13 protein-coding genes are annotated in these 15,019 nt (G+C 68.5%); 9 read left to right on the forward strand and 4 right to left on the reverse strand.

Annotation, left to right across the window (positions count from 1 at the left end):
* The first annotated feature begins 14 nt into the window (after nt 1-14).
* Nucleotides 15-188: a DUF1328 domain-containing protein gene (locus tag J2S76_RS19595; RefSeq protein ID WP_018389091.1), complete on the forward strand. Its 174-nt coding sequence runs from the start codon at nt 15-17 to the stop codon at nt 186-188.
* Nucleotides 189-398: 210 nt separating this feature from the next.
* On the opposite strand, the gene J2S76_RS19600 is transcribed toward J2S76_RS19595, so the two are convergent.
* Nucleotides 399-950 (reverse strand): sigma-70 family RNA polymerase sigma factor, encoded by a 552-nt coding sequence (locus J2S76_RS19600; RefSeq protein WP_026221278.1) that lies wholly within the window; start codon nt 948-950, stop codon nt 399-401.
* Nucleotides 947-1,180, reverse strand: coding sequence for a NepR family anti-sigma factor (locus J2S76_RS19605; protein ID WP_307063229.1), 234 nt, complete (start codon nt 1,178-1,180; stop codon nt 947-949). The genes J2S76_RS19600 and J2S76_RS19605 overlap by 4 nt, the downstream gene beginning before the upstream one ends.
* A gap of 201 nt (nt 1,181-1,381) precedes the next feature.
* Here J2S76_RS19605 and J2S76_RS19610 point away from each other — a divergent pair, with 201 nt between their 5' ends.
* The 6 genes from J2S76_RS19610 to J2S76_RS19635 all read left to right on the forward strand — a co-directional run bounded on the left by J2S76_RS19610 (nt 1,382) and on the right by J2S76_RS19635 (nt 10,675).
* Nucleotides 1,382-2,185, forward strand: a complete 804-nt coding sequence (locus J2S76_RS19610) for a response regulator (protein ID WP_307063231.1) — start codon at nt 1,382-1,384, stop codon at nt 2,183-2,185.
* Nucleotides 2,186-2,195: 10 nt separating this feature from the next.
* Nucleotides 2,196-3,521, forward strand: coding sequence for a sensor histidine kinase (locus J2S76_RS19615; RefSeq protein WP_307063232.1), 1,326 nt, complete (start codon nt 2,196-2,198; stop codon nt 3,519-3,521).
* Between the two features lie 244 nt (nt 3,522-3,765).
* On the forward strand, nt 3,766-4,236 hold the full coding sequence (locus J2S76_RS19620; protein WP_307063234.1) for a hypothetical protein: 471 nt from the start codon (nt 3,766-3,768) through the stop codon (nt 4,234-4,236).
* Between the two features lie 134 nt (nt 4,237-4,370).
* Nucleotides 4,371-4,955 (forward strand): PRC-barrel domain-containing protein, encoded by a 585-nt coding sequence (locus J2S76_RS19625; RefSeq protein WP_307063235.1) that lies wholly within the window; start codon nt 4,371-4,373, stop codon nt 4,953-4,955.
* Between the two features lie 546 nt (nt 4,956-5,501).
* Nucleotides 5,502-8,294 (forward strand): [protein-PII] uridylyltransferase, encoded by a 2,793-nt coding sequence (locus J2S76_RS19630; protein ID WP_307063237.1) that lies wholly within the window; start codon nt 5,502-5,504, stop codon nt 8,292-8,294.
* 98 nt (nt 8,295-8,392) lie between these two features.
* Nucleotides 8,393-10,675, forward strand: a complete 2,283-nt coding sequence (locus J2S76_RS19635) for a transglycosylase domain-containing protein (protein WP_307063239.1) — start codon at nt 8,393-8,395, stop codon at nt 10,673-10,675.
* A 75-nt stretch (nt 10,676-10,750) separates the two neighbouring features.
* Here the strand turns inward: J2S76_RS19635 and J2S76_RS19640 are convergent, their stop codons facing one another.
* Both J2S76_RS19640 and J2S76_RS19645 read right to left on the reverse strand, forming a co-directional pair.
* A complete protein-coding gene (locus J2S76_RS19640) occupies nt 10,751-11,518 on the reverse strand; it encodes a M48 family metallopeptidase (RefSeq protein ID WP_307063241.1) in 768 nt (255 codons plus the stop codon).
* A gap of 101 nt (nt 11,519-11,619) precedes the next feature.
* On the reverse strand, nt 11,620-12,123 hold the full coding sequence (locus J2S76_RS19645) for a GcrA family cell cycle regulator (protein ID WP_307063243.1): 504 nt from the start codon (nt 12,121-12,123) through the stop codon (nt 11,620-11,622).
* Between the two features lie 656 nt (nt 12,124-12,779).
* Here J2S76_RS19645 and J2S76_RS19650 point away from each other — a divergent pair.
* Together J2S76_RS19650 and argF are read left to right on the forward strand one after the other, a co-directional pair.
* Complete coding sequence (locus J2S76_RS19650) at nt 12,780-13,988, forward strand: aspartate aminotransferase family protein (RefSeq protein WP_307063245.1); 1,209 nt, start codon at nt 12,780-12,782, stop codon at nt 13,986-13,988.
* Complete coding sequence (argF, locus tag J2S76_RS19655) at nt 13,985-14,923, forward strand: ornithine carbamoyltransferase (protein WP_307063247.1); 939 nt, start codon at nt 13,985-13,987, stop codon at nt 14,921-14,923. Before J2S76_RS19650 ends, argF begins: the two co-directional genes overlap by 4 nt.
* The last annotated feature ends 96 nt before the right edge of the window (nt 14,924-15,019 follow it).

Here is a 15,019-nt window from a genome sequence, read left to right on the forward strand (position 1 = left end):
ACGTGGAGGCTTACATGCTGGGTTGGGCGCTGACCTTTCTCGTGGTGGCTCTGATCGCCGCCGTTCTCGGCTTCGGCGGCATCGCCGGAACCGCCATCGAGATCGCCAAGATCATCTTTTTCGTCGCCATCATCCTGTTCCTGGTGTCGGCGGTATTCGGCTTCATGCGACGCGGCCGGGCGCCCTGACCAGGCGCGCAGCCGGATCGGCACCGAACGCAAGACGCCCCCGGCGGCAAACCGGGGGCGTTCTCGCATCAGGGGCGCGAGCTGAACGCAAGACGCCCCCGGCGGCAAACCGGGGGCGTCCTCGCGTGAGGGGCGCGAGCTGAACTGGAATGTCTTTTAAGGGCTCGGTCGTCGGAATAAGGCGGGTGCGTGCGTCGACAGTGCCGCCGCTCAGGTGCGCTCGGCGGCAAGAACCGCCCGCGTGGTCTTGTCGGGACCGAAATCGCTGGCATCGTCCAGCGCCAGCATTTCCCCAAGGCGCTTGCGTGCCCGGTTCACCCGGCTCTTGATGGTGCCCACCGCGCATTGGCAGATGTCGGCGGCTTCCTCATAGGAAAAGCCGGAGGCGCCCACCAGCACCAGCGCCTCGCGCTGGTCGGAAGGCAGCTGTTCGAGGGCGGCGCGGAAATCCTCGAAATCCAGATGGGTGTTCTGGTCGGGATTGCTGGTCAGCGTGGCGGCGAACGCCCCATCGGAATCAGGCACTTCCCGCCGGCGCTTGCGGTATTCCGAGCGGAACAAATTGCGCAGGATGGTGAAGAGCCAGGCCGGCAGGTTGGTCCCCGGCCGGAAGCTGGAAATATTGGCGAAGGCGCGCAGAAGCGTCTCCTGCACAAGGTCATCGGCGCGGTCGACGCTGCCCGACAGCGATATGGCGAAGGCTCGCAGGTTGGGAATGGCTGCGATGATCTCGTCGCGCAATGTCGGATCGAATCTGCTCACTTGCGCCCTCCGCCCTCGCCGGACGTGGGGTCCGCCTTGTCGAGCTTGGAAAGCAGGTCCATGAACCGGTCCGGCACGCCCTGGCGCACCACGTCGTCATACATGGCCCGCAGATGCTGGCCGATCTTAGCCTGGATATCGCTGCCGAGGACGGTTTCCTTACCGCCTTCATGATGCGAGGAGAGCCCACCCGCCGCAGCGGACGCGCTCTCGGAATGATCGTCACTCATCAGTTTCTTTCCCGACATTGAGCCCCCGGAATGGTCGAGAGGAGTTGGCTCCGTCGCTACATACGCAGTCACAACGGGCCAGTTGCGAAACGGTTCCGGCCAATTGTCGATGTGACGCATAAATTTTTCGCCTACCCCGGAACCGATCGGTCCATGATGCGTTATCAGGCGCTTCACACATGCAGCTTCGGGGAGACGCGAGTGAGCACTTCTCAACTTGTCGCGCAGCACCTGCCCTTTCTGCGCCGCTATGCGCGCGCACTCAGTGGCAGCCAATCGGCTGGCGACGCCTATGTCACGGCCATGCTCGAGACCCTTATCGCCGATCCCGGCACGCTCGACCGGACCGTGGATCCCCGCGTGGCGCTCTACAGCCTGCTCACCCGCCTGTGGGATTCGGTGACCCTGAACGCGCAGGTGGACGCCGCCCCCGCCCCGCTGCAGGGCGAACGCCGTCTCGGCCACATCACGCCGGTGGTGCGGCAGGCCTTTCTTCTCGTGTCCCTTGAAGGGTTCTCGGAGGAGGAGGCGGCCAGCATCCTTGAGATCGACGTGCCGACCCTGCGCAATTTGGTGGAAGATGCCGGGCGCGAACTGGCGGCCGAAATCGCCACCGACGTGCTCATCATCGAGGACGAGCCCTTCATCGCGCTCGATCTGGAAGGCCTCGTGGAAGGCCTTGGCCACCGCGTCACCGGCATCGCCCGCACCCACACCGAGGCGGTGGACCTGGCCCGCCGCAAGGCGCCCGGCCTGATCCTCGCCGATATCCAGCTGGCCGATGGCTCGTCCGGGCTCGACGCGGTGAACGAGCTGATCGAGAAGACCGAAGTCCCGGTCATCTTCATAACAGCTTATCCCGAGCGCTTCCTCACCGGCGTCCGCCCCGAGCCGGCCTTCCTGATCGCCAAGCCGTTCCAGCCGTCGACCGTCGCCGCCGTGATCAGCCAGGCGCTGTTCTTCGAGCGACGCGCCCGCCCCCGGGAGCAGCGCGCCACCGCCTGAGCGCAGATAAATGCCCCTGCCTGACATCGCTTTCGTCGACAACGCGGCACGCTGGATCACGGTCCTGTCGTCGCTGGCGATTTTCGTGGGGCTCGTGCGGCTGCTGCACGTGCGCCGCAATCTTTCCCTGCGCACGCGGCTCCTGGGTCTGCTGCTGGCGACCCTGGTGCTGATGTTCGGCCTGCTGTCGCTGCTCGTCATCTTCGACACCGGCGACACCTTCCCGATGGCGCCGACGGCGGTGCGGCTGGGCATCGGCCTGCTGAACCTGCTCGGGGCGGTGGCGCTGTGGTCGAACTACGCGGCGCTGCTCGACATGCCGACGCCGCGCCACGCGGTGAGCGAGCAACGCCGGCTGACGCTGGAGCTGGCCACCGCCCTGCAGCGCTATGAGATGGCGCTGCGCGGCTCCAATGTCGCGATCTTCACCCAGGATCGCGAGCTTCGCTACACCTCGGTCAGCAAGCCGCTCTTCGGCTTTCCGGTCGAGCAGGTGCTCGGCTCCAGCGATGCCGACCTGCTCGGCGAGGCACAGGCGCAGGCGCTGACCCTTTTGAAGCGCGAGGCGCTGGCCACCTCATCCTCGCGCAAGGGCGAGATCGAGATCGAGGAGGCCGGCCGCAAATGCTGGTACGACATCCATATCGATCCGCTGCGCGATCTCGCCGGCACCACGGTGGGGCTGACCGGCGCCGCCGTCGACGTCACCGAGCGCAAGGAGAATGAGCAGCATCTGCGCCTTCTCATGCGCGAACTGACCCACCGCTCGAAGAACCTGCTGGCGGTGATCCAGGCCATGGCGCGGCAGACCGCCCGCCATGCCGGCTCGATTGACGGTTTCGTGGAAATCTTCAGCGCCCGGCTGCAGGCGCTGTCCAAGTCGCACGACCTTCTGGTGCAGGAGAGCTGGTATGGCGCCTCGCTCGCCGACATGGTGCGCTCCCAGCTCGGCCACCATCTCGACCGCGAGAACAGCCAGTTCACCATTAAGGGGCCGAACCTCTTCCTCAAGCCGGAAGCGGCGCAGAATATCGGCCTCGCCATTCACGAACTGTCCACCAATGCCGCCAAATATGGCGCGCTATCGGTGCCGACCGGCCATGTTGATATCACCTGGGCGCGGCGCACGCCGGAGGCCGGCGGTGGTTTCGAGCTGGCCTGGCACGAGCGCGGCGGGCCGCCCGTCACCAAGCCGGCCGGGCGTGGCTTCGGTTCGCTGGTGATCGAGCGCAATCTGGCGCGCGCTCTTGATGGAACGGTCGAGCTCGACTTCGCGCCCTCCGGCCTCGTCTGCACCGTCAGCGTGCCCGAGAACCACCTGATCCCGGACCGCTGAGCGCACCGGTCCGGCCCTTCCGCGACGGTTTCCTCGGCGACGCCTTCTCCGCCCGCGCGCGAAAACGTGATCGCGGGCGGGAACGCGATCCCTTCCCGCGCATTAACCTTAAGAAGGCGGCGACACGGTCGCCGCGAGATTTCACCGAAGCAAACGTCTGCGGACAAGCTCCGGCGGCGGCGTGGTTCACGTCGCCCTGCCGATGGCGGCTGCCTGCGGATACCAGCCGGAAGGGGAAGCCGTGATGACGGGCATCGACAGCATCTTCAAGGGTTCCGCCTATCTTATCGGCGCCGTCACCGGCGTCGCGCTCATGGTGCCGCTCACCGCCGGCGCCCTCGCCACCGGCTCGATGACGCGGCTGGCCCCCCAGGCCATGGCGATCGACGCCTTCGGGCCCGGCACCGGCGCAATGCAGTCGCATCTCGTCAACCGCACCGCCAAGGCCTCGCGCTTGGATAGCGCGCCGCGCCCGGCGGCCGCCTCCCCCGCTCCGAGGGTGACCGTGCCGGCCCGCGCGCCCGCACCCGCGCCCGCCGCGACGCCGGCAAGGGCCATCGTCAACAATCTGCCCGAGCCGGCCCCGGTGACGCCGAGCCGCGCCACGCGGACCCCCAAGGGCTGCCTCTCGGCGCTGGGCGTGACGAAGTCCAGTCTATCGACTGAGGAGCTGACGGTCTGCGTCGCCGATGCCTCGATGATCAGTCGGGGCTGACGTACTCTTAACTATATACCTCTCGACGCAAATTGAAAAATCGTCGGAACTTCTGGCAAGGTATTTCGTTTTTTCTACAGACGGTTGAACGATCGACCTGACTTAAGAAATCTTGAACCACGACGGAGAAGACGATGACCAGCAAGCTTGCGACACTCACCGCCGCCGCTGCACTGGCGCTCGCCCCGGCGGTTGCCTTCGCCCAGAGCCCGGCTCCCCAGACCACCACGCCGCCGGCCGCCAGCCCGGTGCAGCCGGATGCCGGCAATCCGCAGGCCCCGGCTTCCGAGATGCCCGCGACCACTCCCACCCCCGGCACCACCGATAGCGCCGCCCCCGCAACCTCGGCGATGGCGACCCCGGCCATGCCGAAATTCGTCAGCGCGCAGAGCTCGGGCCAGTGGCTCGGCTCGGACCTGACCGGCACTGAAGTGGTCACGTCCAGCGATGAGAAGCTCGGCTCGATCAGCGACGTGCTCGTCGAGCGCGATGGCAGCATCGTCGCCGTGGTGATCGATGTCGGTGGCTTCCTTGGCCTCGGCGCCAAGCCGGTTGCGGTGTCCTTCGACTCGCTGACCGCCACCCCGACCGATGATGGCGAGAAGGTAGTCGTCACGCTGACCAAGGAAGAGCTGAACGCGGCGCCGGAGTTCAAGAGCCTGGAGCAGGCCCGCGCGGAGACGCCCAGCACCGGCGCCACCACGACCACCACCAACTGATCCAGCCCCTAACGGTTCGGCCGCCGCGCGCGGCCCTCGCCTAGCGACCGCCGGCGCCAGCCGTGCCGTCAGGATGGACATGCCCGGCCCTCGCGCCGGGCATGTCTCGTTCAAGGACCTTGCCCGGCCCTCGCGCCGGGCAGGTCTCGTTCAAGGGCCTTGCCCGGCCCTCGCGCCGGGCATGTCTCGTTCAAGGATCTTGCCCGGCCCTCGCGCCGGGCATGTCTCGTTCAAGGATCTTGCCCGGCCCTCGCGCCAGGCATGTCTCGTTCAAGGACCTTGCCCGGCCCTCGCGCCGGGCATGTCTCGTTCAAGGACCTTGCCCGGCCCTCGCGCCGGGCAGGACTCGTTCAAGGACCTTGCCCGGCCCTCGCGCCGGGCAGGTCTCGTTCAAGGACCTTGCCCGGCCCTCGCGCCGGGCATGTCTCGTTCAAGGACCTGGCCCGGCCCTCGCGCCGGGCAGGTCTCGTTTTTGCCTATGGCAGCGCACGATGACGGCGCGCGCCGGATCGGGTAAAGCGGGTATCCGACCAGCCGGACCCCGCCATGACCGAACCCCGCCGCCGCCCCGACCATCCCTTCAAGGACCTGTTCGACATCGACGCCATGCGCGTCGAGCTCGGCGCGCTGGCGCGCGAGGTGCTTGGGCGGGGACAACCCGGCCGCGAGATCGAATTGCGCACGCAATTGGCGCGTCGACTGAAGGCCGCCTATCAGCACGGCCACCAGGTCGCCGAGCGCTGGCTGATGGTGGAAGGCTCCGGCCGGCGCTGCGCCGAGCGGCTATCGCGGCTGCAGGACGAGATCATCACGCTGGTGCACGAGCTGGCGGTGAAGACGCTCTACCCCTCCGACAACCCCTCCACCTCCGAGCGCATGGCGATCGTCGCCGTCGGCGGCTATGGCCGCGGGCTGATGGCGCCGGGCTCGGACACCGATATCCTGTTCCTGCTGCCCTACAAGCAGACCGCCTGGGGCGAGAGCGTCGCCGAGGCCATTCTCTATGTGCTGTGGGACATGGGGCTGAAGGTCGGCCATGCCACGCGCTCGGTCGACGAGTGCATCCGCCAGGCGCGCGGCGACATGACCATCCGCACCTCGCTGCTGGAAGCGCGGCTGCTGATCGGCGAGCGCAAGCTGTTCGACGAGCTGGTCGAGCGCTTCGACAAGGACGTGGTGCAGGGCACGGCGGTGGAATTCGTCGCCGCCAAGCTGAACGAGCGCGAAGAGCGGCTCAAGCGCGCCGGCCAGTCGCGCTATGTCGTCGAGCCCAATGTGAAGGACGGCAAGGGCGGCCTGCGTGACCTGCACACGCTGTTCTGGATCGCCAAATATGTCTACCGCGTGCATGAGACGCGCGAACTGGTGGCCAAGGGCGTGTTCACGCCGGAAGAAGCCAAGATCTTCCGCCGCTGCGAGAACTTCCTCTGGTCGGTGCGCTGCCACCTGCACTTTCTCACCGGCAAGGCGGAGGAGCGCCTGTCCTTCGACCTGCAGCGCGAAATGGCCGAGCGCCTCGGCTACCTCGCCCATCCCGGGCTGAAGGATGTCGAGCGCTTCATGAAGCACTATTTCCTGGTGGCGAAGGACGTCGGCGATCTCACCGCCATTGTCTCCGCCGCGCTGGAAGAGCGCCACGACAAGCCGGTGCCGCGTCTCGACCGGATGATCGCCCGGCTGCGCCGCTCGGGCCGGCGCACGCTGAAGGAAAGCGCCGATTTCATCGTCGACAATGACCGGATCAATGTCGCCGATGCCAGCGCCTTCGGCCGCGATCCGCTCAATCTCATCCGCATCTTCCATCTCGCCGGCAAGCACGGGCTGAACTTCCACCCCGACGCGATGCGCCTCGCCACGCGCTCGCTCAAGCTGATCGACCACACGCTGCGCGAGAGCCCGGAGGCCAACCGGCTGTTCGTCGAGATCCTGTGCTCGAAGGAGAGCCCGGAAATCGTGCTGCGGCGGATGAACGAAACCGGCGTGCTCGGCCGCTTCATCCCGGAATTCGGCCGCATCGTCGCGATGATGCAGTTCAACATGTATCATTCCTACACGGTGGACGAGCACCTCATCCGCTCCATCGGCGCGCTCTCGCGCATCGAGCGCGGCGACCGGCCCGATTACGGCCTCGCCAACGAGCTGATGCCGACGATCAAGAACCGCCAGCTGCTCTATATCGCGGTGCTGCTGCACGACATCGCCAAGGGCCGGCCGGAGGACCATTCCACCGCCGGCGCCCGCGTCGCCCGCCGGCTGTGCCCGCGCTTCGGCCTCAGCCCGGTCGACACCGACACGGTGGCCTGGCTGATCGAACAGCACCTCACCATGTCGACCATCGCCCAGTCGCGCGACCTCTCCGACCGCAAGACGATCGAGAACTTCGCCGCCGTGGTGCAGAATCTGGAGCGGATGAAGCTGCTGCTCATCCTCACCACCGCCGATATCCGCGCCGTCGGGCCGGGGGTGTGGAACAACTGGAAGTCGCAGCTGCTGCGCACGCTCTATCACGAGACCGAGCCTGTCATCACCGGCGGCTTCTCGGAGAGCAACCGCAATCTGCGCGTCGCCCGCGCCCAGGCCGAGCTGCGTACCGCCCTCACCGATTGGGATGCCGCCGCGCTCGACGCCTATATGGGGCGCCACTACCCCACCTACTGGCTGCAGACCGACCGCACGCACCAGATGGAGCATGCCCGCTTCATCCGCGAGACCGAGGAACGGGGCAAGGCGCTGGCCACCCGCGCCAAGACCGACCCCAAGCGCGGCATCACCGAGCTCACCGTCTTCGCGCCCGACCATCCCAAGCTGCTGGCGGTGATCGCCGGCGCCTGCGCCAGCGCCGGGGCGCACATTGTCGACGCCCAGATCAGCACCACCACGGATGGGCGGGCGCTCGACACCATCTCGCTGACCCGCGCCTTCGAGCAGGACGAGGACGAGGTGCGCCGCGCCGACCGCATCGCCGGCGCCATCGAGAAGGCACTGGCCGGCGAGATCAAGCTCCCCGAGGTGGTGGCCCGCCGCATCCCGAAGCGCCCGCGCGCCTTCACTGTCGAGCCCGAGGTCACGCTCAACAATTCCTGGTCGAACCGCCACACCGTGATCGAGGTGTCCGGGCTCGACCGGCCGGGCCTGCTCTACGGGCTGACGCAGACGCTCTCGCGGCTCAACCTCAACATCGCCTCCGCCCATATCGCCACCTTCGGCGAGCGGGCGGTGGACGTGTTCTACGTCACCGACCTGATGGGGGCGAAGATCATGGGCGCCGCCCGCCACTCCGCCATCCGCCGCGCTTTGCTGCAGGTGCTCGACGCCGACGACGAGGCCAATGCGGCGTGAGGCCCCTTCCCGAAATGGCCCCTTAACCCCCGCTTAAAAGCCCTGATTTAGAGTTCGTTTACCGGCTCAACATCAGGTGCCCTCGGGGGCGGAGGTTCATGTTCGGACGACGCGGCGACAGGGAGAGACGCGAACCGGTGCTGGGCACGCCCGGCTTCGACGGCGACCTGCGCCTGAATGCCGACGACCGCCCGACGATTCCGACCGCCCCGCTGGAGCGCGAGCGCGCCCGCACCCCGCGCAAGGCGCCTCCGAAAGCGCTGCCCACGCCGCGTCCGCCGGCGCAGTCCAGCCGCCGCAACCGACATGACGACTGGTCCGACGCGGAAGAGGCCGATTACGAGGACGAGCCGCGCAGGGCCCGCAGCAGCCGCAGCCGTGACCGGGACCGCGATGACCGACGCAATCGCGACACCGGCCGCGGCGGCGGGCGCCGCCGCAAGCCCAGGCGCGGCCTGTTGGGCCGGCTGGTCTATTGGGGCGTGGTGCTCGGCCTGTGGGGGGTGATCGGGCTCGCCGGCCTCATCTTCTACGAGGCCAGCCAACTGCCGCCGATCCAGAATCTGGCCATTCCCGACCGCCCGCCCACCGTCATCATCCAGGGCGCGGACGGGCAGGCGATTGCCACGCGCGGCGAGATGGGCGGCACCAATGTGCCGCTGCGGGCGCTGCCGCCCTATCTGCCGCAGGCTTTTGTGGCGATCGAGGACCGGCGCTTCTACTCTCATTTCGGCCTCGACCCGCTGGGCCTGGCCCGCGCGGTGGTGGTCAACCTCACCCAGGGGCGGCTGCGCGAGGGCGGCTCGACCCTGACCCAGCAGCTGGCCAAGAACCTGTTCCTCACCCAGGAGCGCACCCTCTCGCGCAAGGTGCAGGAGCTCATTCTCTCGCTGTGGCTGGAGGCCAAATACTCCAAGAACGAGATCCTCGAACTCTATATGAACCGCGTCTATTTCGGTGCCGGCGCCTATGGGGTGGAAGCCGCCGCGCAGCGCTATTTCGGCGTGTCGGCGCGGCAGGTGTCGCTCTCGCAGGCCGCCATGCTCGCCGGGCTGGTCAAATCCCCCTCGGCGCTCGCCCCCACCCGCAATCTGGAGGGCGCGCAGGCCCGGGCGGAAGTGGTGCTGGGCGCGATGCAGGAGGCCGGATTCATCACGCCGGAAATGCGCCAGACCGCGCTGGCCCGGCCCGCCACCGTCGCCAAGGCGCAGGGGCCGGATTCCTACGGCTATGTCGCCGACTGGGTGCTGGAGCAGGTGAAGACGCTGGTCGGCCCGGTGACGCAGGACCTGATCGTCCAGACCACCATCGACCCCGCCCTCCAGAGCGCCGCCGACAAGGCGCTGAAGGACGCGCTGGCGAAATCAGGCAAGAAGCTGGGCGTCGAGCAGGGCGCGCTTGTGGTGATGGACACGGGCGGCGGGGTGCGGGCGCTGGTCGGCGGGCGCTCCTATGAGGAGAGCCAGTACAACCGCGCCGTCACCGCGCGCCGGCAGCCCGGTTCCTCGTTCAAGCCCTTCGTCTATCTCACCGCGATGGAGCGCGGCCTGACGCCCGAGACCGTGCGCGCCGACGCGCCGATCCAGCTCAAGGGCTGGAAGCCGGAGAATTTCTCGCGCGAATATCGCGGCGCGGTGGACCTGAAGACCGCGCTGGCGCTCTCGCTCAACACCGTCTCGGTGCGGCTGGCGCTGGAAGTGGGGCCGGACGAGGTGGTGAAGACCGCGCACCGCCTCGGCATCCATTCCAAGCTGGAGCCCAACGCCTCGATCGCGCTCGGCACGTCCGAGGTGTCGGTGCTGGAGATGGCAAGCGCCTATGCGCCCTTCGCCAATGGCGGCGTCGGCGTCACGCCGCACATCATCGAGCGGGTGCGCGACAAGAGCGGCACCCTGCTCTACGCCTATGCCGAGGCCGGGCGCGGCCTGGTGATGGCGCCGCCGCATGTGGCGATGATGAACCGCATGCTGCAGGACGTGCTCACCATCGGCACCGCCCGCCGCGCCGATTTGCCGGGCTGGCCCGCCGCCGGCAAGACCGGCACCAGCCAGGATTACCGCGACGCCTGGTTCGTCGGCTATACCGGCCGCTTCGTCACCAGCGTCTGGCTCGGCAATGACGATTCATCGCCGACCAAGAAAGCCGGCGGCTCCGGCCTGCCGGTGGACATCTGGAGCCAGGTGATGAAGGTGGCGCATAAGGACCAGCCGGTCGTCGCCCTGCCCGGCACCGACCTTGCTGCCCCCGTCGCCGGCGGCCAGCTGCCGCCCGGCGTGGTGCCGGAGGAGCCGGTTGTCACCGGCGGCCCGCAGCGCGCCCCCGCCGCCCCGCGCCCGAGCCTCGACAACTGGCTGCTCGACAAGCTGTTCGGAAGTGGCTGAGGCGGGTAGTTCTCTCGTCATCCCGGCCGCGCTCAACGTCATCCCCGGGCGTGACGCGGCGCGGGCGCGCCTATGTCAGTCGCCCGCCCCGTAGCGGTGCAGGCCGGCGCCGTGCTTCTTCAGCCAGGCCTCGGCGGCGTGGCGTTCGGGGAACAGCGCGTCCACCGTCGCCCAGAAGCGCGGCCCGTGGTTCATCTCGCGCCGGTGCGCCACCTCATGGGCGGCGAGATAATCCAGCACCGAGGGCGGGGCGAGGATCAGCCGCCACGAGAAGGAAAGCGCGCCGGCACTGGAGCAGGAGCCCCAGCGGCTCGCCGTGTCGCGCAGGGTGACGCGGGCGAGGCTGACACCCAGCGCGCGGGCATGGCGCTGGGCCGCCTCGACCAGATCGCGCCGCGCCTCGCGCTTGAGGAAATCGCCCACCCGCCGCGCCACATGCGCGCCATCGCCGGCGACAAAGAGCATGAACTCGCCGTCCTCGCTGCCGGTCCACACCGTGCCGCGCGCGTCGGGCCGATGGACGATGCGGTGCGGGGTGCCGCGCAGCGGCAGGAGCGCGCCGGGGGCGAAGAGCACCGCCTGGGGCAGGCGGGCGAGGCGCACCTCCACCCAGCCGGCATGGCGGCGGGCAAAGTCCAGCGCCTCCGGCAGCGTGCCGCGTGCAGGAAGGGTGAGCATCACGTCGCGCGTCGCCGCCCGGACCCGCAGCGTGTAGCGCCGGGCGCGCGGGTTACGGCGCAGCTGGACGACGACCTCCTCGGCCGTCAGCCGCAGCGTGAAATGGCCGGGCTCAGGCGCGGCCGGTGTCTTGCGTCGGGCGGAGGTGAGGGCGCGGAAGAGCATGAAACGACCGGGCCGGGAAAGTTGGTCCCAATTATGGCACCGGCTGGCACGCAGGCGCCAGCCTCGTCCTTCGCCCGCCCGTCAGGCGATGCGGGCGCGCCTCAGCGCGCGAGGCGGCGCCGGTTGCGGTCCTGCACCGGCTGATAGGCGATGCGGGCGTGATAGGCGCAATAGGGCAGGCCGGTCTTGGAGCGGCTGCCGCAATAGTGGAAATCGCCCTTGCCGGGGTCGCCGACCGGCCAGCGGCAGGTGAACTCGGTCAGGTCGAGAATGGTGCAGCCCCCGCCCATCGGGATCACCTTGGCGATCGGGTCGGCCGCGACCTCGGGCTCCGGCGCCGTCACCGTCTCGACAACAGGCGCCAGCGCCGTGTTGCCCTGCACCATCGGCCGCATGACCTGGGTGGTGGCGGCGGGACGCGGCTTGCGAGGACGGGGTGCCGGCGAGGCGGCTGCCTTGGCGCGGCCGGAAAGGCCAAGCCGATGCACCTTGCCGATGACCGCGTTACGGGTCACGCCGCCGAGTTCCGCCGCGATCTGGCTCGCCGAGAGTCCTTCCGACCAGAGTTTCTTGAGCAGCTCGACGCGCTCGTCCGTCCAGTTCATTGCATGGCCTCCTTCGTGCCGACCGGGAGGCGGAATCCCTCACCCCTTCGGCAAGTCAACTTGCCGAAGCCAACGCCCGCAAACGCCACCAGGGAATTGCCGCCGCACGAGATGTCGTATCTCACTGGGGGGATGCTACAATATGCGCGGACTCGGGGCGAGTAGGTTCAGGGCCGAAACGATCGTTTTCCCCAGCTAGAGTCCGCGCTGCAACACTCCCCTGTGAACGAGAGTCGCATCAAGCACTTGGCAGCGCCCTGCTCGCGGGCGCCGGGGCAACCTTTAGCATTCCGGCGCACATCAGCCATGCGTGAGCGTGGGAACTCAACGGATTTCTTCCGGTTTGTACGACACGCTCGGCCATTGCCTTTTGCCGTGGCGACGGGTGTGGGGGGGGGGTGCATCCCGCTCTCAGTGAAGATGTCGATCAATCCGCGTGCCAAGGTGGATCTTCGAGGCCGAGCAGGAATAGCGCGCGCCGCCCGCAAGGCCCGGCGGCAATTCGCGCCCGCAAGGCCGGCCTAATATTGACCACACGTCCCCAATAGATAGAATTGCCGCCATCGGGTGCCGCCCCCGCAAGGGCGGCACGTTTCGTTTTGGGGCAGGCGCAGGCCGATCAGGGGCGCCGCAAGCTTGAGAGAGGGAGGGGCGCGGTGATCACCCCGATCCTGCCGACCTATAACCGTGTCGACCTCGTCTTCGAGCGGGGCGAAGGCGCCTGGCTGTACACCAAGGACGGCGAGCGTTATCTCGACTTCACCGCCGGCATCGCGGTGAACGTGCTCGGCCATGCCCATCCTTATCTCGTGGCGGCGCTGACCGAGCAGGCCGGCAAGCTCTGGCACCTGTCCAATCTCTTCCGCATCGAGGGCGGCGAGCGCCTGGCCGCGCGCCTTGTCGCGGCGACCTTCGCCGACACGATGTTCTTCACCAATTCCGGGGCGGAGGCGCTGGAATGCGCCATCAAGATGGCGCGCAAGTACCATTCCGCGAATGGCCGGCCCGAGCGCGCCCGCATCATCACCTTCGAGGGCGCCTTCCACGGCCGCACGCTCGCCACCATCGCCGCCGGCGGCAACCCGAAATATCTGGAGGGCTTCGGCCCGGCCATGCCCGGCTTCGACCAGGTGCCGTTCGGCGATCTCGACGCGGTGAAGGCGGCGATCGGCCCCGAGACCGGCGCCATCCTCATCGAGCCGGTGCAGGGCGAGGGCGGCGTGCGCGCGGCCCCCTGGGCCTTCCTGCGCGAGCTGCGGGCGCTGTGCGACGAACACGGCATGCTGCTCATCCTCGACGAGGTGCAGTGCGGCGTCGGGCGCACCGGCAAGTTCTTCGCCCATGAATGGGCCGGCATCACGCCTGACATCATGGCGGTGGCCAAGGGCATTGGCGGCGGCTTCCCGGTCGGCGCCTGCCTCGCCACGCAGGAGGCGGCCAAGGGCATGACGGCGGGCACCCATGGCTCGACCTATGGCGGCAACCCGCTGGCCATGAGCGTCGCCAATGCGGTGCTCGATGTGGTTCTGGAAGAGGGCTTCTTCGAGCGCGTGCTCGCCACCTCCACCCGGCTGCGCCAGCGCCTCGCCGAGCTGAAGGACCGCCACCCCTTGGTGATCGCGGAAGTGCGCGGCGAGGGGCTGCTGCTCGGCCTGCGCACCGTGGTGCCGAACACCGACCTCATCGCCGCCATGCGGGCCGAGGGCATGCTCGCCCCCTCGGCGGCGGAGAATGTGGTGCGCCTGCTGCCGCCGCTGACCATTGGCAATGCCGAGATCGACGCGGCGTTCGAGAAGCTCGACGCCGCCTGTGCGCGGATCGAGCAGGGCCTGAAGGCCGATACCGCAAAGGGAGCGGCCGCATGAACGCGATGAATCCAGGCACCGTGAAGCATTTCCTCGACCTCGACCAGCTGCCGGCCGGGGATCTGCGCGCGGTGATGGAACTGTCGAAGGACCTCAAGAGCCGTCGGCGCGAAGTGGCGCTGGAGAAGCCTTTCGCCGGCAAAGTTCTGGCGATGGTGTTCGACCAGCCCTCCACCCGCACACGCATTTCCTTCGACCTCGCCATGCGCCAGCTCGGCGGCGAGACCCTCATGCTGACCGGCGCCGAGATGCAGCTCGGGCGCGGCGAGACCATCGCCGACACCGCCCGCGTGCTCTCGCGCTATGTCGACGCGATCATGATCCGCATCCTCGACCACGCCGCGCTGGCCGAGCTGGCCGCGCACGCCACCGTGCCTGTCATCAACGGGCTGACGCGCGAATCCCATCCCTGCCAGGTGATGGCCGATGTGCTCACCTTCGAGGAGCATCGCGGGCCGATCACGGGTCGCACCGTCGCCTGGACCGGCGACGCCAATAATGTGCTGGTGTCCTGGGTGCATGCCGCCCAGCGCTTCGACTTCGCGCTGAACGTCGCCACCCCGCCGGAGCTTTCCCCGCGCCCGGCGCTGGTGAACTGGGTGCGCGAGACCGGCGCCAAGGTGAGCTTCGGCCACGCCGCCGAGGCGGCGGTGGAGGGGGCGGACTGCGTCGTCACCGACACCTGGGTGTCGATGGGCGACGCCGAGGCCGAGCGCCGGCACAATCTGCTCAAGCCCTACCAGGTCAATGGCGCGCTGATGCGCCGGGCGGCGCCGGACGCGCTGTTCATGCACTGCCTGCCGGCCCATCGCGGCGAGGAAGTCACCGACGAGGTGATGGACGGCCCGCAATCGGTGGTGTTCGACGAGGCGGAGAACCGGCTGCACGCGCAGAAGGGCATCCTCGCCTGGTGCCTGGAAGGCGCCGCCGGCTGAGCCGACACGGAAGGCCTACCCTGCCACGGCAGGGGCGGGCCGCGCCGCATGCCCGAACGCGGCGGCCCCTCGCAGAGTTCCCCTCGCGCTCCTATA

It is taken from the genome of Ancylobacter vacuolatus (assembly GCF_030813595.1).
GTDB lineage: Bacteria > Pseudomonadota > Alphaproteobacteria > Rhizobiales > Xanthobacteraceae > Ancylobacter > Ancylobacter vacuolatus.

Coding starts and splice junctions, on each gene's coding strand:
- J2S76_RS19595 (WP_018389091.1), top strand. CDS start 15: ATGCTGGGTTGGGCGCTGACCTTTCTCGTGGTGGCTCTGATCGCCGCC.
- J2S76_RS19605 (WP_307063229.1), bottom strand. CDS start 1,180: ATGAGTGACGATCATTCCGAGAGCGCGTCCGCTGCGGCGGGTGGGCTC.
- J2S76_RS19615 (WP_307063232.1), top strand. CDS start 2,196: ATGCCCCTGCCTGACATCGCTTTCGTCGACAACGCGGCACGCTGGATC.
- J2S76_RS19620 (WP_307063234.1), top strand. CDS start 3,766: ATGACGGGCATCGACAGCATCTTCAAGGGTTCCGCCTATCTTATCGGC.
- J2S76_RS19625 (WP_307063235.1), top strand. CDS start 4,371: ATGACCAGCAAGCTTGCGACACTCACCGCCGCCGCTGCACTGGCGCTC.
- J2S76_RS19630 (WP_307063237.1), top strand. CDS start 5,502: ATGACCGAACCCCGCCGCCGCCCCGACCATCCCTTCAAGGACCTGTTC.
- J2S76_RS19635 (WP_307063239.1), top strand. CDS start 8,393: ATGTTCGGACGACGCGGCGACAGGGAGAGACGCGAACCGGTGCTGGGC.
- J2S76_RS19640 (WP_307063241.1), bottom strand. CDS start 11,518: ATGCTCTTCCGCGCCCTCACCTCCGCCCGACGCAAGACACCGGCCGCG.
- J2S76_RS19645 (WP_307063243.1), bottom strand. CDS start 12,123: ATGAACTGGACGGACGAGCGCGTCGAGCTGCTCAAGAAACTCTGGTCG.
- argF (WP_307063247.1), top strand. CDS start 13,985: ATGAACGCGATGAATCCAGGCACCGTGAAGCATTTCCTCGACCTCGAC.